This window comes from Levilactobacillus sp. LN180102 (assembly GCF_050106635.1).
Lineage (GTDB): Bacteria > Bacillota > Bacilli > Lactobacillales > Lactobacillaceae > Levilactobacillus > Levilactobacillus brevis.
In genome coordinates this window covers 1-17,593 of sequence record NZ_JBNIIX010000003.1, presented here as the reverse complement: position 1 = coordinate 17,593, position 17,593 = coordinate 1, and the positions used below count along the sequence as shown (strand labels likewise).

General features: G+C 46.4%; 17 protein-coding genes and 2 pseudogenes. 11 read left to right on the top strand and 8 right to left on the bottom strand.

Annotated features, from left to right (window positions below; genetic code table 11):
• The first annotated feature begins 26 nt into the window (after positions 1 to 26).
• From ACP4IT_RS02535 to ACP4IT_RS02505, 7 genes and pseudogenes are all read left to right on the top strand, one after another.
• Positions 27 to 1,010 carry a HoxN/HupN/NixA family nickel/cobalt transporter gene (locus ACP4IT_RS02535; RefSeq protein WP_024855473.1) on the top strand — a complete coding sequence of 328 codons (984 nt, stop codon included), beginning with the start codon at positions 27 to 29 and terminating at the stop codon, positions 1,008 to 1,010.
• 141 nt (positions 1,011 to 1,151) lie between these two features.
• Positions 1,152 to 1,898: pseudogene (locus tag ACP4IT_RS02530) on the top strand (alpha/beta hydrolase).
• Positions 1,899 to 2,075: 177 nt separating this feature from the next.
• Entirely contained in the window at positions 2,076 to 2,495 is a 420-nt protein-coding gene (locus ACP4IT_RS02525) for a GNAT family N-acetyltransferase (protein ID WP_024855472.1), read from the top strand.
• Positions 2,496 to 3,065: 570 nt separating this feature from the next.
• Positions 3,066 to 4,178 (top strand): ABC transporter ATP-binding protein, encoded by a 1,113-nt coding sequence (locus ACP4IT_RS02520; protein WP_024855469.1) that lies wholly within the window; start codon positions 3,066 to 3,068, stop codon positions 4,176 to 4,178.
• Positions 4,156 to 4,980 carry an ABC transporter permease gene (locus ACP4IT_RS02515; protein WP_035465409.1) on the top strand — a complete coding sequence of 275 codons (825 nt, stop codon included), beginning with the start codon at positions 4,156 to 4,158 and terminating at the stop codon, positions 4,978 to 4,980. Before ACP4IT_RS02520 ends, ACP4IT_RS02515 begins: the two co-directional genes overlap by 23 nt.
• Positions 4,977 to 5,780: an ABC transporter permease gene (locus tag ACP4IT_RS02510; RefSeq protein ID WP_047021637.1), complete on the top strand. Its 804-nt coding sequence runs from the start codon at positions 4,977 to 4,979 to the stop codon at positions 5,778 to 5,780. The genes ACP4IT_RS02515 and ACP4IT_RS02510 overlap by 4 nt, the downstream gene beginning before the upstream one ends.
• Positions 5,777 to 6,847 (top strand): ABC transporter substrate-binding protein, encoded by a 1,071-nt coding sequence (locus tag ACP4IT_RS02505; protein ID WP_086231684.1) that lies wholly within the window; start codon positions 5,777 to 5,779, stop codon positions 6,845 to 6,847. Before ACP4IT_RS02510 ends, ACP4IT_RS02505 begins: the two co-directional genes overlap by 4 nt.
• A gap of 42 nt (positions 6,848 to 6,889) precedes the next feature.
• Here ACP4IT_RS02505 and pstB read toward each other — a convergent pair whose 3' ends face one another.
• The 4 genes from pstB to ACP4IT_RS02485 all read right to left on the bottom strand — a co-directional run bounded on the left by pstB (position 6,890) and on the right by ACP4IT_RS02485 (position 10,499).
• Entirely contained in the window at positions 6,890 to 7,693 is an 804-nt protein-coding gene (gene pstB, locus ACP4IT_RS02500; protein ID WP_011668546.1) for a phosphate ABC transporter ATP-binding protein PstB, read from the bottom strand.
• A 12-nt stretch (positions 7,694 to 7,705) separates the two neighbouring features.
• The gene (gene pstA / locus ACP4IT_RS02495) at positions 7,706 to 8,596 is read right to left on the bottom strand and encodes a phosphate ABC transporter permease PstA (RefSeq protein WP_011668547.1); all 891 of its coding nucleotides are present in this window, start codon (positions 8,594 to 8,596) and stop codon (positions 7,706 to 7,708) included.
• Positions 8,586 to 9,539: a phosphate ABC transporter permease subunit PstC gene (gene pstC / locus ACP4IT_RS02490; protein ID WP_011668548.1), complete on the bottom strand. Its 954-nt coding sequence runs from the start codon at positions 9,537 to 9,539 to the stop codon at positions 8,586 to 8,588. The genes pstA and pstC overlap by 11 nt, the downstream gene beginning before the upstream one ends.
• Positions 9,540 to 9,608: 69 nt before the next feature.
• Complete coding sequence (locus tag ACP4IT_RS02485) at positions 9,609 to 10,499, bottom strand: phosphate ABC transporter substrate-binding protein PstS family protein (RefSeq protein ID WP_011668549.1); 891 nt, start codon at positions 10,497 to 10,499, stop codon at positions 9,609 to 9,611.
• A gap of 280 nt (positions 10,500 to 10,779) precedes the next feature.
• Between ACP4IT_RS02485 and ACP4IT_RS02480 the strand changes: the two genes are divergently transcribed.
• Positions 10,780 to 11,130, top strand: coding sequence for a hypothetical protein (locus ACP4IT_RS02480; RefSeq protein WP_011668550.1), 351 nt, complete (start codon positions 10,780 to 10,782; stop codon positions 11,128 to 11,130).
• Between the two features lie 56 nt (positions 11,131 to 11,186).
• Here ACP4IT_RS02480 and ACP4IT_RS02475 read toward each other — a convergent pair whose 3' ends face one another.
• Both ACP4IT_RS02475 and ACP4IT_RS02470 read right to left on the bottom strand, forming a co-directional pair.
• Complete coding sequence (locus ACP4IT_RS02475; protein ID WP_011668551.1) at positions 11,187 to 11,390, bottom strand: hypothetical protein; 204 nt, start codon at positions 11,388 to 11,390, stop codon at positions 11,187 to 11,189.
• A 70-nt stretch (positions 11,391 to 11,460) separates the two neighbouring features.
• Complete coding sequence (locus tag ACP4IT_RS02470; protein WP_011668552.1) at positions 11,461 to 11,724, bottom strand: HPr family phosphocarrier protein; 264 nt, start codon at positions 11,722 to 11,724, stop codon at positions 11,461 to 11,463.
• A gap of 152 nt (positions 11,725 to 11,876) precedes the next feature.
• Between ACP4IT_RS02470 and ACP4IT_RS02465 the strand changes: the two genes are divergently transcribed.
• From ACP4IT_RS02465 to ACP4IT_RS02455, 3 genes are read left to right on the top strand one after another with little or no spacing between them, the layout of a single operon-like run.
• Entirely contained in the window at positions 11,877 to 14,243 is a 2,367-nt protein-coding gene (locus ACP4IT_RS02465; protein ID WP_047021635.1) for an ATP-dependent DNA helicase, read from the top strand.
• Positions 14,240 to 14,932 (top strand): hypothetical protein, encoded by a 693-nt coding sequence (locus ACP4IT_RS02460; RefSeq protein ID WP_172757514.1) that lies wholly within the window; start codon positions 14,240 to 14,242, stop codon positions 14,930 to 14,932. Before ACP4IT_RS02465 ends, ACP4IT_RS02460 begins: the two co-directional genes overlap by 4 nt.
• Positions 14,929 to 15,846: a sce7725 family protein gene (locus tag ACP4IT_RS02455; protein ID WP_011668555.1), complete on the top strand. Its 918-nt coding sequence runs from the start codon at positions 14,929 to 14,931 to the stop codon at positions 15,844 to 15,846. Before ACP4IT_RS02460 ends, ACP4IT_RS02455 begins: the two co-directional genes overlap by 4 nt.
• Positions 15,847 to 16,084: 238 nt before the next feature.
• Here the strand turns inward: ACP4IT_RS02455 and ACP4IT_RS02450 are convergent, their stop codons facing one another.
• Entirely contained in the window at positions 16,085 to 17,353 is a 1,269-nt protein-coding gene (locus ACP4IT_RS02450) for an ATP-binding cassette domain-containing protein (protein ID WP_426855160.1), read from the bottom strand.
• A gap of 87 nt (positions 17,354 to 17,440) precedes the next feature.
• Positions 17,441 to 17,593 (bottom strand): annotated as a pseudogene (locus tag ACP4IT_RS02445) (IS30 family transposase); the annotation flags it as partial.

Genomic DNA, 17,593 nt, shown 5'->3' with positions numbered 1-17,593 from the left:
TATTTTTAGAAAGGACGTTTCTTTCAATGAAAAAGCTGATCTTTACCGCAGCGCTTCCCTACTATCTTCTCTCTTTTTTGCTACATGCCATCGCGCTTCTTTGTCTTTGGCTCGCCGCTAGCCAACAGCCAACTTTCTGGGGACTCGGCTTACTGGCTTACACACTGGGCCTCCGTCACGCCTTTGACGCCGATCACATTGCCGCCATTGACAATACCGTTCGCAAGCTGGTGAATCAGCGCCAACCCGCAACGGGAGTGGGCTTTTACTTCTCGCTGGGCCATTCCACGGTAGTGTGTCTCTTAATCTTAGTCGTCAGCATCTCGATGCCTTTAGTTAAACAACACCTACCGATTTTAGAAAGTCTGGGCGGTCGAATCGGTGGCTTGGTATCTGGGAGCTTTTTGTTAATCTTAGCTTTTGCGAACTTGTTAATCTTTATCAACTTGTATCGAACAACTCGTCAATCAGCTACCACCACGGACGAGCTCTTACAACAACGGGGCTTCCTAACGCGAATTTTAGCGCCACTCCTTCGCTTGATTAATCATAGCTGGCAAATGTATCCGATTGGCTTTCTTTTTGGCCTCGGCTTTGATACGGCCACGGAGATTGCCTTGATTGCCCTCTCGGCAGGCCATGCGCAAACGGCGGTTGGTTGGGGCGTGGCTGCCTTTCCGCTGCTCTTCGCTGCCGGAATGAACCTCATGGATACCACGGACTCTGTTATGATGACTGGTGCTTACCAGTGGGCATTTGCCACACCGGAACGCAAACGACATTATAACTTGACCGTTACCGCGATTTCGGTCATTGCCGCCTTTATGATTGGCAATATTGAATTGCTCCAAGTGGGCGTCAGCCTCATGAAGAAAGCCAGTGGGATGTGGCTATGGCTGGGAAACTTGGAATTCAGTCAGGTGGGCTATTATCTGGTCGCCCTACTGCTGATCGTGTGGGCCGCAGCCTACTTGAATTGGCATCGTAAAACGCATAAACTAGCAGAATAGAACTGGAAGACGCCACTCGGTAAGTTAAGATTGGGTGGCGTTTTTTGGTATTTTCAACTATAAAATAAATGTCATTTAGACTAACTTCGGTTATGCTGATCCTATTCATACAGCTCGTCCAATTAAGAAAGGATCTTGAATATGGAGTTTAACGTCCAACGTGACGGTCTCACTTTGGCTGGCATTTACGAACCGGCTACTCAGCCTAATGGCACCATTGCTATCTTAATGCATGGGTTTACTGGGAATCGCGGCTATGCCCCAACATCCTTGTTAAATCAATTGGCTAACCGGCTACAAACCGTGGGGATTAGCACCGTACGGTTTGACTTTAACGGTCATGGTCAAAGCGATGGGGACTTTGCGCATATGACCGTTCTCAACGAAATCGCCGATGCCCAAGCCGTGCTCACCGCGGTTCACCACCGATTAGAACCTAAGCACATTGACTTACTAGGCCACTCTTAGGGCGGCGTAGTGGCAAGCATGCTCGTTGGGTACTATCCTGACTGGATTCATCGACTGGTATTGTTAGCACCAGCAGCTACGCTTAAAACCGACGCTTTAGCTGGTCAAACGCGTGGCCTCGCCTACGATCCCGATCATATCCCGGAAAAACTGCCATTAGATACCACCCACGTGCTCGGCGGATTCTATCTGCGTACGGCACAGGCCTTACCGATTTACGAAACGGCCCAACGATTCACCGGTCCCGTTTGTCTGATTCACGGGACTAATGATTAAGTTGTCAGTGATACTGCCACTAAACGTTATCATGCTAGTTATTCACAAAGCGACTTACATTTGATTCCTGGTGCTAGTCACGGCTTAGACGGCGCTGCTCGTCAATCGGTGTTGGCACTAACGACGAAATTTCTATTGGAATAAAGCACAACGATCATCCTAGCTTACAATAGCCGTCACGTTTCCTCATCTTATTTTAATTTTTTGTTGTTTCATCTGTAACCCGCGTGTATACTAGGGCATCAAAGAGATGATAGCTGATGACAAAAAAACGTTTTGATCCTTTCTGCTGAGTTAATGCCAAGGAAAGGTTAAAATAAAATGATAAAATACACGCAATCACGTCCCACCGAAGTAACGAATGATGACCTCCTAGCACTTTACCGAAGTGTCGGTTGGTCGGCTTATCTACAACACCCAGCCAATACCTTAGCGGCCTTTGACCATTCGACTGTCCTCTGGGCGACCGAACAAGGTCACTTAATCGGGCTGATTCGCGGAATCACTGATAATCACACCATTCTTTACATTCAAGATATTCTGGTGATGCCGGCTAAACAGCGCCAACAAGTTGGTACGACCCTAGTTCACCGTTTCTTAAACCAACATGCAGCGATTGGTCAAACCGTACTAATCACTGATTCTGAACCACGAACACAGGCTTTCTATGCGTCATTAGGTTTTCGAGAAGTCCTACCGCAAGATTACGGACGCGCATTTGTCTTGGATCGCCGTTATTAACTGACTAGTAAAAAGGACGAGAAAATCGGATTTTCTCGTCCTTTTATATGGCATTATTCACCCCACCTAGTCATGAACGCTACCAATTAACGTGCTGAAGGCTTGGCCACCAACCGTATATCGACTATAGTATTCAATTGGCATATCATCATCCGTTTTCTCGGAAAAGATGAACGGTTTGTGCTGGTTGACGATGCTTTTCCTGAATACCACAGTTGCTACCAGACTGGTGGCAAACAATTCTTTACCAAGATTAACCTTCTCGAATTGTAGCAGGCTACACTCAACCATCATTACCTATTATAAAAATGGACGCGGCCCTCATACCAGGACCGTGTCCATTTTTAATTGATACGCTCTTCTTACTCTTCCGATTTCTAAACGTATCCGGCACATTGTCTATTTCTTTAGCGCTACTTGATTTTCTATAATTGGGCCGTTTGCCATGCCCCTTAATTATCTCGATCCTTAGCATCTTTTTTCGTTCCTTTTTCCCGGTAAACCCGCTATAATCAGTAGGGTTATCATCGTTTCATCCCACACTATTTAATCATCTAAAGGAGGCGCCTGATGACTCAACCAATCATTGAACTTCATCAAGTTACAAAACGTTATGCTGACAACACCATTTTGAGTAACATTAATCTAACGCTCGAATCTGGTAAATTTTATACGTTGCTTGGGCCGTCGGGCTGTGGTAAAACCACCATTCTACGGACCATCGCCGGCTTCACTGATGCGACCACCGGTGACATTTTATTTGCCGGGAAACGAATCAATGATGTACCTGCGAACAAGCGCAATGTCAATACGGTCTTTCAAGACTACGCCCTCTTTCCGCACATGACTGTCGCCGAAAATGTGGCCTTTGGACTCACCTTACAGAAACGGCCCAAATCAGAGATTGCCGAACGGGTTAATCAGGCACTCCGTCTCGTCCAACTGGCCGACTATGGAGATCGCACTATTAGTGCACTGTCTGGCGGCCAGCAGCAGCGAATTGCCATTGCCCGAGCCATTGTCATGCAGCCACAGGTTCTGTTGCTTGACGAACCCCTGTCTGCTCTGGATGCTAAATTGCGGCGGCAAATGCAATATGAACTCCGCGACCTTCAGCAACGACTGGGTATTACCTTTCTCTTCGTCACCCACGACCAAGAGGAAGCGCTCGCGATGAGTGATGAAATCTTTGTCATGAATCAGGGCGAAATCCTCCAAAGTGGCTCGCCAGTGGATATTTATGACGAACCCATCAATCACTTTGTGGCAGACTTCATTGGTGAGAGTAACATCTTACCCGGTAAAATGATTGATGACTTTCAAGTTGCCTTTGGAGGCCATCAGTTTGAATGCGCGGATGCCGGAATTCCGGTCAATGAACCCGTCGAGATTGTCATTCGACCAGAGGACTTAACTCTGACGGACTTGGCCCACGCCAAGTTGACGGTAACCATCAATACCCAGCTTTTCCGTGGGGACTACTATGAAATTGCCGCTACCGATGGCCTAGGAAATGATTGGCTCATTCATTCAGTCAATCCCGCCGAAGACGGCGACCAAATCGGCCTAACCTTCCGACCACAAGACCTCCATGTCATGCGCTTTGGTGAAAAGGAAGCTGAGTTTGATGCCCGACTTGAGACTTATGAAGGAACGGAGGATGATCGCTTTGACGAAACGTAAAACCTGGCTGTATTTCATCCCCTACGATCTGTGGCTGGCGCTCTTTGTGATTGCGCCAGTCGCGTTAATCATTTACCAGTCTTTCTTTGATCTGGGTCATCACTTCACTCTAGCCAATTACAGCACTTATTTTGCTTCAGCGACTTATCTTAAAATGACGGTGAATTCAGTCTGGTACGCCCTGCTAATTACCCTATTTACTGGTCTCATTAGCTATCCAACTGCCTATTTTCTCCATCAATTAAAACACCGCCAATTCTGGTTATTATTGGTTATCTTGCCCACTTGGATTAACATCTTGCTCAAGGCCTATGCGTTTATCGGTATTTTTAGCCAAGCTGGATTAGCCAATCAATTTCTAACCTTCATCGGCATTGGCCCGCAACAGATTCTGTTTACCAATGCCAGCTTTATCTTTGTGGCAACTTACATTCAGATCCCGTTCATGATTCTGCCCATTTTTAATGCCTTAGATGACCTCAACCCCGCGTTTATCAACGCCAGTCGGGACCTCGGCGCCAGCAACTGGCAAACTTTCCGACGTGTGATTTTTCCATTAACACTGCCAGGGGTCAAAGCTGGCGTTCAGGCTGTCTTTATTCCCTCTTTATCACTTTTCATGTTGACAAGATTAATCGGCGGCAATAAAGTCATTACGCTCGGAACAGCGATTGAAGAACATTTTCTAACCACGATGAACTGGGGAATGGGCTCAACGATTGGGGTCGTCTTAATTATTGCCATGATTATCGTCATGACAATAACTGGTGATCAGAAGCCGAAAGGGGGCGCTCCCCGATGAAACAAAAATTCACCCGACTTTACCTCATCGTGGTCTTTGCCATTTTGTATGCCCCCATCGTCTTCTTAATCGCCTACTCCTTTAGCCAAGGCGATACCATGACCAACTATCACGGCTTTACGTGGCGACACTATCAAACGTTATTTAGCGATTCCCGAATGCTAGCAATTGTTGCCAACACCTTACTAGTCGCTCTGCTCTCCTCGCTAATTGCGACGTTAATTGGAACGCTGGGCGCCCTGGGGATCAACCGCACCACCAAACGGGTTACTCGTGAATCTCTACTGACCCTCAACAACGTCCTCATGGTCTCTCCCGATGTTATTATTGGGGCTAGTTTCTTAATCTTCTTCACGATGCTTAAGATTCCATTGGGGTTTGGGTCGGTACTGCTAAGCCATATCGCCTTTGAAATTCCCATTGTTGTCCTAATGGTCTTGCCGCGTCTCAGAGAAATGTCCGCCTCGATGCTTGATGCCGCTCAGGACCTTGGCGCAACGACCCGCCAATTACTTTCACAGGTCATCATTCCCTTTATTTCTCCCGGAATTTTTGCCGGATTCTTTATGGCACTAACTTATTCACTAGATGATTTTGCCGTGACCTTCTTTGTCACGGGCAATGGCTTTTCCACCCTATCAGTTGAAATCTATTCCCGTGCCCGTCAAGGCATTAACTTGGAAATCAATGCCTTATCGGGCGTTATGTTTCTCTTTTCTCTGCTACTTGTCGGTGGTTATTACTGGATGCAGCAGGTCAGTCAAAAGCGCAAACAACGTAAACGGGGGGCGATCTCATGAAACGACTACTCAGTTTAGCAATTGCCCTAATCGCCATTTGTGGTCTGCTCGCCTATTCGAGTCAGTCGTTGGAACGCTCTAGTGGGAGCACTGGAAGTAAGGTGCTTAATCTTTATAATTGGGGCGACTACATTGATCCCAGCCTACTGACAAAGTTCCAAAAGGAAACTGGCTACCACGTCAATGTCGAAACCTTTGATAGTAACGAAGCAATGTACACTAAGATTCAACAGGGCGGCACGCATTATGATCTGGCCGTCCCTAGTGAATACATGGTTGCTAAGATGAAACGCGCTCATCTTCTTCGACCATTGGATAAGTCGAAACTCACCGGGTGGGCAAACTACGATCAACGCTTTTTAAATCAGTCATTTGACCGCGGTAACCGTTACTCCATCCCCTACTTCTGGGGCACATTAGGCATTATCTACAATGATAAGTACGTCAAGGCTAGCGAGGTGCAACACTGGCAAGATTTGTGGTCACCCAAGTGGAAAAAACAAATTATGTTAATTGATTCAGCACGCGATATCATGGGGATGGCTCTAGTCACACTGGGAAAGTCCATGAACTCGACCAATCCACAAACATTGCTAGCGGCTCAAAAAAAATTGGATCAATTATCACCTAACGTCAAAGCCATTGTCGCCGATGAAATTAAAATGTACATGATTCAAGATGAAGCACCACTGGCCGTCGACTGGTCCGGTGAAGCAGCCGAAATGCTGGCCGGTAATTCACATTTACACTACGTGGTCCCACGTGAAGGCAGCAATTTGTGGTTTGACAATCTAGTTATTCCCAAGACGGCCCAACACACTAAGGCCATCTACGCATTCTTAAACTTTATGAGCCAACCGGATAATGCCGCCCAAAACGCGACCTATATTGGTTACGCGACACCGAACAAGCGGGCTAAAGCACGCTTACCACGGGCCATTCGCAATGACCGCCAATTTTATCCCGACGAGCAAACACTCCGACACCTACAAGTCTATCGTGATCTGTCACCCACTAAGGTTGAGTTATATAACGATCGCTATCTTGAATTTAAAATGCATCATTAAATACACGAAAAAGGCTGTGGGCGCTGCCCACAGCCTTTTTGACTAACCAAAACTTCCAGCCACGTAATCCTGTGTTACTGGAATCTGTGGATTACTAAACATCGTTGTCGTCGGTGCGTATTCCATGACGTGTCCCAAGTGGAAGAACGCACACTGGCTACTAATTCGCGATGCTTGCTGCATGTTGTGCGTCACAATCACAATCGAGTATTTTTTCTGCAACTCTAATAGTGTCTCTTCAACTTTAACGGTTGAAATCGGATCTAACGCGCTACACGGTTCATCTAGGAGTAAAACATCCGGCGCCATCGCAATCGAGCGGGCGATACACAACCGCTGTTGCTGCCCACCAGATAGCGACAGGGCACTCTTGTCCAGATTATCCTTAACCTCATCCCACAAAGCGGCCCCACGCAAGCTTTGTTCAACCCGCTCATTCAATTCGGCCTTACGCTTAATCCCGTTGGCCCGTAGTGCATACACAATGTTCTCACGAATTGACTTAGCAAACGGGTTCGGCCGCTGGAAGACCATCCCAATGTGTCGCCGTATCTCATAAATGTTCACATCTGGTTCGTTGATATCAACGCCATGGTACCAAATCTTTCCAGTGACCGTCGCAATTCCATCGTTCATCCGATTCAGTGACCGTAAATAAGTTGACTTCCCCGAACCAGAAGCCCCAATCAATGCCGTAATCTGATTTTTAGGAAAAGCCAGATCCGCGTCGTGCATGGCATGGTTGGCACCATAGAACACCTGTAAATCTTCGGTTCGTAATGCTAACGGTGTGTTGGCCGCAAAGGATTGAACCGCCGTTTTTTCAAATGAATACTGTTTTAACATTGCCGTCCCCTCCTACTTATTGCTAGCCGTCACACGCCGATATAGATACGTTCCCAGCACCCGCGCCCCCAGATTAAAGATCAGTACCGCAATAATCAGTACTGCTGAGGCTGCTGCCGATAACTGTGCGGCATTGCTGGCTAAACCTTCTGTGTTCACCTTCCAGATATGGACGGCTAACGTTTCGGCTGGTCGTAATGGATTCAATGGACTAGCTGCATCCATTGGATTCCAATCCGCAAAATTCGTAACGGGTGCACTTTGCCCCGCTGTATAAATCAAAGCCGCGGCTTCACCAAAGACCCGGCCGGCACTCAATACCACACCAGTAACAATTCCCGGTAGTGCTACTGGTAAAATAATCCCAATCTCAGTCTTCCACTTAGATAATCCTAGTGAAAGCCCGGCCTCACGTTGACTACGAGACACCGCACTCAACGACTCTTCAATGTTTCGGGTGAGCAATGGTAGATTGAAAAAGGTCAACGCAATCGCCCCTGAAATCACTGAGAAACCAATCTTGAATTGCACAACGAATAGCAGAAAGCCAAACAGCCCGACGACAACTGAAGGCAACGAGCTTAACACTTCAATGGCTGACCGAATCAGACTCGTTCGCCAATTATCTTTCGCATACTCGGCCAGATAGATTCCGGCTCCTAATGAAATGGGGATAGAAATAACCATGGTTAAGACCAATAGATAAAAGGAATTAAACAGTTGGACCCCAATTCCGCCAGCACCACTAAACGCATCTGTCGTTCCAGTTAAGAATGACCAACTAACGTGTGGCAAGCCAGAAATCAAGATATAGGCCAATAGGAAGACCAAAATCCCAACGACAACCGCTACAATCAAATTAATCATAATCGTAGCCAGAAAGTCTTTCCGTTTAGCGTTCATGCTTTAACTGCCCCCTTTTAGCAATGATCCGAACTAATGCATTAAAGACCAATGACATCAGTAATAAAATAAGTGCTAACGACCATAAGGCGTTGTTAGGTAAGGTTCCATCAATCGTATCGCCAATTCCAGAAGTCAACTGACTGGTCAGTGTAGACGCCGGTGAAATTAAATTCTTAGGCATGATGGCTGCATTACCAATGACCATTTGAACGGCCAAGGCTTCCCCAAAAGCCCGCGCCATTCCAAAAATCACCGCCGTTAAGATTCCTGGTGTCGCTGACCGGAGAATTACCCGCGAAACAGTTTGCCAGCGGGTCGCTCCCAGTGCCAGTGACGCTTCCTTGTAATAGCGCGGTACTGACCGTAAACTATCAACGGTCATCGACGTAATGGTTGGTAAGACCATGACGAATAAGACGAAAGTCGCTGAGATAATCCCAAATCCTGAACCGCCGACTAAATGGCGCATAAAGGGCACTACCACCGCTAAGCCAATGAAGCCATAAACGACGGAGGGAATCCCCACCAACAGCTCAATGACTGGTTGCAATAATTTTCGTCCTCGATTTGGTGAAATTTCAGTCATAAAAATGGCGGTTCCTACTGCAAACGGTGTCGCCACGAGTGCGGCGGCAAAGGTCACCGCAAACGAGCCGACAATCATGGGCAGCGCGCCGATTTGACCTTGGTCAGGCGCCCAGTTCGTTCCCGTTAAAAACTTGCCTAAGCTGACGTGATTTTGCGTGAACGTTGCAATCCCCTTAGATGTAATGAACCAGAGCATTGACGCCACCACCAAAATAATCACGCCAATACATAAGTAACTAATGGCTTTCCCCAACCAATCTTCCCGAGTTGCCCGGGTGGCATGGTGTAAGCGCACAGCCCATTCGTTAGGCTGGGCATCTGGTTTACGTAATTGTGAATGTGTTTGTTCCATCAGGTTGACCCCCCTTTAAAAAAAGTGAAGATGCGCTAATTGCACCTCCACCCGTTGCCTACTAGAAAATTAGTTTTGGGTAACAACACCCTTGGCGTTCTTAGTTACTTTCATGTCATGAATACTAATGTAACCCATGTCTTTAACTAAGCCATTTTGCACCGTCTTGGAATTCATGTAAGACAAGAATGCGGCGGTTGCTTTGTCCGGTGTTCCCTTGGTATACATGTGTTCGTATGACCAAACTTTCCATTTGTTCGTTTCAACATTGTTGTCCGTTGGCGTCACGTTATCAATCGAAACGGCTTGTAGCTTGTTGGTGAAGTATGAAAAAGCAAGGTAGCTAATGGCGCCTGGTGTCGTTGCCACAATCTTTTGAACGGCTCCGTTAGAATCTTGTTCTTGGGATTTAACGGCGGTAGCGCCCTTCAAGACAGCATTTTCAAAAGTTGCCCGGGTGCCACTACCTTGCGCGCGGTTGATGATGACAATCTTTTGGTTCTTACCACCGACTTCTTTCCAGTTAGTAATCTTCCCCATGAAGATCTGCTTTAACTGCGCCATCTTCAAGTTCTTAACACCCGTATCTTTGTTCACGACAGGTGCCATCCCCACAACAGCGACCTTATGATCCGTTAGCTTGTCGGCCTTGATACCGTCTTTTTCCTCAGCGAAGATATCAGAGTTACCGATTGATACCGCGCCAGATTGCACTTGGCTCAATCCCGTACCTGAGCCGCCCCCCTGGACTGTCAGATTAACTTTGCCGTTCTTAGTCATAAAGTTCGACCCCGCTTTAGCTGCTAGTGGTTGTAAAGCGGTCGACCCCACTGCGGTAACTTTCCCCGAGAGTGCTGCACTGCTACTCTTACTACTCGTGGAGCTCGTAGCTTTCCCACAACCTACTAATAACAAACTAATTGCTGCAATCCCCATTGCTAACTTTGATCCCTTATTCATCTCTGTCACTCCATGTCTTTTAAAATAGTTGAACCACCACAATGTAAGCTAAGTGCTAGGCTCGTGGTGCTTCCCCTTAACTTACAATCCCGATTCTAAGGGATGAATATGTATTCTTCGTCGCATTCGTGTAAATTTTCGGTAAATGTTACCAAAATGGCAAAATACGGATTGATCCCTAGTTAGTTAATCTCCAAACACGATTATTTTATAAACGGTCGGTCGATTAATTGCGTCATTTGCCGAAAGTGGCTAGAATGAAACTAAGGAGTGACTAATTATGGCAAAGAAGAATGAACGCGCGGCTCGCCACGCAATTATTGTTGATATGAATGACTTTCTGATGGATTATGCGGCAGCTAAATTGGGGGCTCAACCTGATCTCGCCCAACAAGTAGTCGCGGCTGCCCAACCCGATTTAACGGGATTAGACACCTTATTAAAAGACGATGGCGTTGGTCGTCGCACCAAATATCTCGATGTTGCCGCCGGCTTTTTACGTGATGAAGCGGATGCTGATGAGGCGGATACCCCCCATGACTTCACTGCTGCTAGTGAAGCATTGGCTCACGAAGCAATAACGTACCTCGCCCAACATGCCAAAGACTTCGATCGGTGGGAAGAAGCTTAACAGACAAACACAAAAAAGACGTGAGGGCAGCCCTCACGTCTTTTTCGTTTCACTATTTATTGCCACTGCCACAAATCGGCTTTCATTTGAGTTGCAATAATTTTGGCCAACAAATCAACAAACTGATCCGGCATATATTTGCTCGTATCAAAGGTTGTCGATTGTTGGTTAATCTTAGTAATAATCAGGCCGTCATGCGCTAACGTTAACCCATATTTCGGCGCGATAGCGCACAATCGGGCAACCTGCTCTTCATTCATCTACGTTGCGCCTCCCCACTAGTTTCTCATTAAGTCGAGCATAGCGAACTAGTTGAAAAGCGTCAAGCAGCTAATAACAATACTTATCTTTCACAAGTTGTTGGTGAATGGCTGCTACCAATTGCGCCTCATCTGGGCCGTCAGCCACGATTCGGATAAAGTCGCCCCCGTGCTCACCTAATTGGGCAACCTCGGCCGCCAACTGCGGATTCAGTTCAGTATCACGCACAACAATCTTAGCCGTTCCCGTATAGCGTTGACAGATCTGCTGCAGTGCATTTGTCTCATCAATCTTCGGGGTTGTACCATATAAGGGAATACCAATCGTCTTCATCTAAATCACCTCTGGCTTCATTGTAAGCGATTACACAAGCTTTGCCAATCCCTAACAACCACTTTGCCAAAATTGGCTAACTTCGAACACGCGTTCAATCTCCTAATGAAATATGGTATGATATTGCCATAATATGGAGGCGTTAGTGGCTTATGACAATTAAACTTGGGGTCCGTGAGTTAGTCGAATTTACTCTACGTACCGGCGATCTCAGTGCCACATCTGGCAGTCAAAATACGGCTCAACTAGGGGCCCGGATTCATCGACGACTACAAAAGCAGCGAGACAGTAACTATCAAAAAGAATACTATCTTGAGCTGCCCTTGACCCTCAACAATCAAGACTATCTCCTTCATGGTCGCGCAGATGGCGTTACTTTAAGCGACACGCACGCCACCATCGAAGAAATTAAAACATCCGAAACGGTCTTTGACCAACTTAAGGACAATACGTTGACCTTGTACTGGGCCCAAGTAAAGCTCTATGCCCACCTCTTAATGCAAAAGTTCCCAGCGCTAAAACAAGTGACCTTGACGTTAACTTATTTTCAAACCAACACGGAGACCACAACACAAACAGAACAGGTCCTCACCAAAGAAGCTGCTAAGACCTTCTTTGACGAAGTCATTGCTGAGTACGTCACTTGGTTAAAATTTCGTGCCGATCTACAAGAACGCCGCGACCCGACCATTCGACAACTCACCTTTCCCTTCGATCACTACCGTCCCGGGCAGCGCGAACTAGCCGTCGCTGTCTACAAAACCATCGTTACTAGTAAACGGCTCTTTGCCGAAGCCCCAACTGGCACGGGAAAAACCATCTCCACGCTTTTCCCCACCATTAAAGCAATCGGCGAAGGCCTGATCCAACGGATTTTTTATTTAACTGCCAAACAAAGTACGCGGCGGGTGGCCGAAGAAGCTATTACACTTATGGCTTCTCAGGGCCTCAAACTGAAAAGTATTACGCTCACCGCCAAGGATAAAATCAAGTTTCCCGAAGAAGCAGACCTAGCACCCGAAGATAACCCCTACATGCTGGGTTATTATGACCGTTTAAAGCCGGCATTGCTCGATTTATTGGAACATCATGACCAACTAACACGACCGGTTATTGAGCAAGTCGCCCGCAAACATACCTTAGACCCCTTTGAATTTCAGCTCGATGCCAGTCTGTTCTGTGATGTTATCATTGGGGACTACAACTACTTGTTCGATCCCCAAGTTCATTTGCAACGGTTCTTTGCCACTAGAGATCCCGATAATTTCTTCTTAATTGACGAAGCCCACAACTTGGTCAGTCGATCACGTGACATGTACTCCGCTGCGATGAGTAGTCATCCCTTAGATCATCTCATCACCCTCAGTCGTGATACTGATCAGGCTACGCCTAAGCTTCGTCGCCGGTTGCAGGACTTACGGGCAACATTTGACGATATTTGTGCGCCCTTAATTGACGCCGGCCAAACCGACAGTACTTTCATGACCCCACCCGAAAATTTTGAACACGATCTGGGACGGCTAGTTGAAGCCGTCCACGACTGGTTAGTGGACCAACCACAGACACCGTTCACGCAAGCCATTCTCGACTACTACTTCATGGCCATTAGCTATCAACGGATTGCCGATTATTATGATGACACCTACCGCATGCGCCTAACCATTGATGACGGTCAAATCACCTTAAAACAGCTCTGTCTAGACCCCAGTGCTTTTTTAGCTGATAGTCTGGCTCTAGGACACGGTGCCGTCTTGTTTTCAGCGACCTTATCACCACTTGATTATTACCAAACCGTTCTGGGTGGTGACCAGGATAGTCTGGCCTATCAATTACGATCACCATTTAAGCCGACCAATCAAGCAATTCTTGTCACGAACTATATTCAAACCACCTACAATAAACGCGATGCCAATTTGGCTAACATTCTATTAGCGATCAAAACATTGGTCGATGGCAAGACAGGCAACTACCTCATCTTTTTGCCATCTTACAGCTATCTCCTCACTGTCAGCCAAGCCTTTCAATTGGCCTACCCCCAAATTCAAACCGTTTGTCAGCAAGCTCAAATGGCCGAAGCAGATCGCAGTCGTTTTCTCGCTAGCTTTACGGCCAACCCGACAACCACACTGGTGGGCTTTGCTTTACTGGGGGGCATTTTTTCCGAAGGGATCGATCTAAAAGCTGACCGGCTAATCGGCGTCGGCATCGTCAGTGTTGGCCTTCCCGGCATCAATCCGGAAACCAACCTCTTGCGTGATTACTTTGATGAACGCTCACATCAGGGCTTTGCCTTTGCTTATCAACTTCCGGGACTCAATAACGTCTTTCAAGCTGCTGGACGACTGATTCGTGGATCACACGACGTCGGCGTTATCTTACTTATGGATCAACGCTTTGCGAGTCCCCGCTACACCCAGCTTTATCCAAGTCACTGGCAGCACTTCCAGCGGCTCTATCGTCCTGAACAATTAAGCTCTGCTATCCATGATTTCTGGCACCAGGAGGCCCTATCTGAATGAAAACCAAACTAACGCTGGCTTTAGAACGTACCCTTTACGATTACTGTCGTGAGGCTGGTACGATGGCCGTCGAAGAGGTCACCATGCCTAACGATGCTGGTATTGTCGACACCCTCAGTTATCAAGAACTACCTAGCGGCGATATCGAGTGGCGCTGTTACGAACTGAAAGTGACCAAAAGCGACTTTCATTCTAAAGCCAAACTCTCCTTTGTTGGCCACTATAATTACTTCGTCTTGCCCTTAAAGCTGTATCAAGCTGTTGCCACTGAAATTCCCGCGGGGATCGGTGTGCTGATCTATCGGCCGTTTACCAAAGAATTGCTAGCGACTGCGACTGAAACACCCACGGCACCGGGCTATCTAACCGTTATGCGGCCACCACGTCGTCGCGAACTGTCAGTACCAGCTAGTCAACTCACCACCCGGTTCATTGCAGCACAAGCTCGAGAAGTCCACAAGGCCAAGCAGATGGCAACTGGGCTCAAAACGTTCAGTACTGAACGCTTGTATCAGGAACTCAAAAAACGCCATCAACACTATGACGTCTATGATCCAGAAGCCAATTTTTATGACCAGTTTATTGCGGACACCCAAACAACAGCAGTAACCGCCCTGCAAGACGAATTAGACGCCCTTAATCTAGAACACCACCAGTTACTTGAACAGTTAAGGAGTCAGCGCTCATGATGTATTTTCCTTATTTTCGCGGCCGTCAGTACGATTTACTCGCCCTCAAAGACATTGCTGAACAACGCTGCCTACCGCCTAATATTATTCCCATCATTGAGCCTGTCCGAGATATTCGGGCATTGCCGCAAACCGTTGCGGCTTTCATGGCAGCTAACCATCCGCTCGTTGTCATCGCCAACCCGACCGTTAGCGACTATGCCTTAACCCAACAAAAGCTCCACGACTGGCATGAGTGGGCCAATGATCCCCACTTGATTGTCGGACATATTCTCACGCCCACAACCCTTCCTGACGATGTCACGCCTAGTCCTGATCAACCAACCTTGCTTATCGCACACCACTATGATGAACTAGTCGCCGTGCAACATGCTGGGTGGCTGGAATCCCCCACCTATCTGCTGGTTCCGCCCGAGGCTCGCGTACGTCAGTTAGTATCCCGGTCGAGTATCAGCCTCTTCGATCATGCGTGGTTACCCGATCATGACCAAACCTACGCGAACCTCGTTGATGGCTTCTTCAGTGATGACTGGGTTCTCGCGGATCTTTTGGCCTATCAAGGGGTCAGTGACTACACCATTGGCGGTCACTATTATAGTGAACATGGCTATCCCGCTAAAGCCGTCACCTTACATCTCACTTACTTTGCCGGTGAACAACTACGTATCCATCGGTTTGTGTCTGACGACCGCACTGATTTTAGCCACCCCAAGGAAAAATTCTTTCAGGCTGTTGCGAAACTCGCCGCTTGGCTACCGCAACAGCCAACAGCCGTTCAAACACCGGCGGCAAAGCAACTAGCAGCTTATCACGAACAACAACATTTTCCGGGTCTCGGCGTCGTTAAACGTCTAAGTCTCGTTCATCATTTACAAACGATGGCGGCCTATTTTAGCCAGCATTATCCCACTTAAACAACAAAACATGATTCACCAACGCACAACGGCATCCCATGTGAACCACTAAGCCACTTTAGAGCTAACCGGTAAGGCGGATAACTTCCAGATTCTGACCTTGATTAAACGATTATTTACGTGTTTTACGCTTCCTCATCACACATAACAATACAGAGATCTCAGCCGATATTTGCAAATACGTTAAATTCTGATCCGTGGCGACTTACATTGAGTCTTTAGCCTTTAAAATCTTTAACTAAATCTGACTCAAGTCGATACATTTATCAAATCTTTTCGCTGTATCGCTATCAATATGATGGGCGACTTCAATGAGAGAATAGGCCCCCCAAAGTAATAAATCGTGAATACTTAAACTTGTCTTTTCATCTAAGGCACTAGTTACTTCGTCAGCTAGCAAAACGGGACGTTTCCTTATCAGTGCCCTAGCAATTTCTATTCGCTGGGCTTGACCACCGGAAATATTGGCGCCATTTTCTCCGACAATGTAGTCAAGACCCTTTTGTGTTACAAGCGTCGTCAGTTTAGCTTCGTGTACGACTTCTTCAATCAATTCCTGCGAGAAACGCTGTCCGAGTGTAATATTAAAAATAATCGTATCGTTAAAAATAAAGGGGTTCTGGTGAACGAATCCAAAATATTGTTTCAATTCGACTTTGCTTATTTGACTAACAGAAAGATCATTCAATCGGTATTCTCCTGAATGTACCGATACATCGCCAATTAGTGCTCTTAATAGCGTTGTTTTCCCAAATCCAGATGGTGCCTTTATTAGTATCTTTTCACCTGAAGTTAGGTCCAATGAAATATCATTCAATATTGTTTTTTGATTAATCTGTATGCTAACCTCTTTGAGCGCTAATGATTTAAAAGCTTTGCGTTTGTCATTAATTAAGACTACCCGCCCTGATTCAGTGATGGGTAATTCATCCAATCTATTTTTGATGCTACGTGTTGTTTGAATGACGTTTCCTTCTGAAATCATGCTTATAAGTGGATTGCTAATGCTATTGGAAATTTGGACAATGCCCATAAATGCGGCTAAGGTTAGCACGCCTGTAATCGTCTGATATATCCCAAACCCAAAGGGAATTGTTACTCCAAAAATCAAAGCTGCTAGAGTTGTATAGACGTTAGCATGGCCTGTTGTGTTATTCATTCTATTTAGCGCATATTCCAAACTTTCGGCAGATTTATCCGCTCTGTTAAGCGCCTCGCGCTTGGCTAAATACAGTCTAATGGTATCACTTCCAGAGAATATATCTTTCAAAAACTGTGTGTACGTTGTGTTATTCCTTGACCAGTTTTGAGAAGACCTCTGTATACCAGATTGGGAAAACCTGGATATTAGAACCGGAATTAAACTTCCCAGCACGAATATAAAAGTCGTTAAGAAATTAAAATATATTCCGCCAATAACAGCAGCGACAACTGTAAATGCCTGCTCGATCATCAGTAGTTCATTGGAAATGCCGTTTGTTTCTAGCATTTTTAAATCACCCGTCATAGTCGCTATCCCATTAGCAGAATCAACTCTATTAATTCCATCAATGATGTTTTTGGTAAAGATGTGCTTTATTGGTAGATTGCAAATTTAATCCGAATTTTTGGACAAATTTGTCAGCATAACCTGATACGGTGTTTGCCAGTCGAGTATTTTAAGCGGTCGCTGGTTAATTTGGAGTAACGTCGTCGTTAAATCTTGAGCACTAATGTGCTCAAAACGAGTCCCTTTAGGATAAAAATA

What these genes read in the sequence shown, in the direction of transcription:
- ACP4IT_RS02505 (WP_086231684.1), top strand. Translation starts at nt 5,777, where the DNA reads ATGAAACGACTACTCAGTTTAGCAATTGCCCTAATCGCCATTTGTGGT.
- ACP4IT_RS02480 (WP_011668550.1), top strand. Translation starts at nt 10,780, where the DNA reads ATGGCAAAGAAGAATGAACGCGCGGCTCGCCACGCAATTATTGTTGAT.
- pstA (WP_011668547.1), bottom strand. Translation starts at nt 8,596, where the DNA reads ATGAACGCTAAACGGAAAGACTTTCTGGCTACGATTATGATTAATTTG.
- ACP4IT_RS02535 (WP_024855473.1), top strand. Translation starts at nt 27, where the DNA reads ATGAAAAAGCTGATCTTTACCGCAGCGCTTCCCTACTATCTTCTCTCT.
- ACP4IT_RS02465 (WP_047021635.1), top strand. Translation starts at nt 11,877, where the DNA reads ATGACAATTAAACTTGGGGTCCGTGAGTTAGTCGAATTTACTCTACGT.
- ACP4IT_RS02475 (WP_011668551.1), bottom strand. Translation starts at nt 11,390, where the DNA reads ATGAATGAAGAGCAGGTTGCCCGATTGTGCGCTATCGCGCCGAAATAT.
- ACP4IT_RS02455 (WP_011668555.1), top strand. Translation starts at nt 14,929, where the DNA reads ATGATGTATTTTCCTTATTTTCGCGGCCGTCAGTACGATTTACTCGCC.
- pstC (WP_011668548.1), bottom strand. Translation starts at nt 9,539, where the DNA reads ATGGAACAAACACATTCACAATTACGTAAACCAGATGCCCAGCCTAAC.
- ACP4IT_RS02485 (WP_011668549.1), bottom strand. Translation starts at nt 10,499, where the DNA reads ATGAATAAGGGATCAAAGTTAGCAATGGGGATTGCAGCAATTAGTTTG.
- ACP4IT_RS02525 (WP_024855472.1), top strand. Translation starts at nt 2,076, where the DNA reads ATGATAAAATACACGCAATCACGTCCCACCGAAGTAACGAATGATGAC.
- ACP4IT_RS02470 (WP_011668552.1), bottom strand. Translation starts at nt 11,724, where the DNA reads ATGAAGACGATTGGTATTCCCTTATATGGTACAACCCCGAAGATTGAT.
- ACP4IT_RS02515 (WP_035465409.1), top strand. Translation starts at nt 4,156, where the DNA reads ATGATCGCTTTGACGAAACGTAAAACCTGGCTGTATTTCATCCCCTAC.
- ACP4IT_RS02450 (WP_426855160.1), bottom strand. Translation starts at nt 17,353, where the DNA reads ATGACGGGTGATTTAAAAATGCTAGAAACAAACGGCATTTCCAATGAA.
- ACP4IT_RS02460 (WP_172757514.1), top strand. Translation starts at nt 14,240, where the DNA reads ATGAAAACCAAACTAACGCTGGCTTTAGAACGTACCCTTTACGATTAC.
- ACP4IT_RS02510 (WP_047021637.1), top strand. Translation starts at nt 4,977, where the DNA reads ATGAAACAAAAATTCACCCGACTTTACCTCATCGTGGTCTTTGCCATT.
- ACP4IT_RS02520 (WP_024855469.1), top strand. Translation starts at nt 3,066, where the DNA reads ATGACTCAACCAATCATTGAACTTCATCAAGTTACAAAACGTTATGCT.
- pstB (WP_011668546.1), bottom strand. Translation starts at nt 7,693, where the DNA reads ATGTTAAAACAGTATTCATTTGAAAAAACGGCGGTTCAATCCTTTGCG.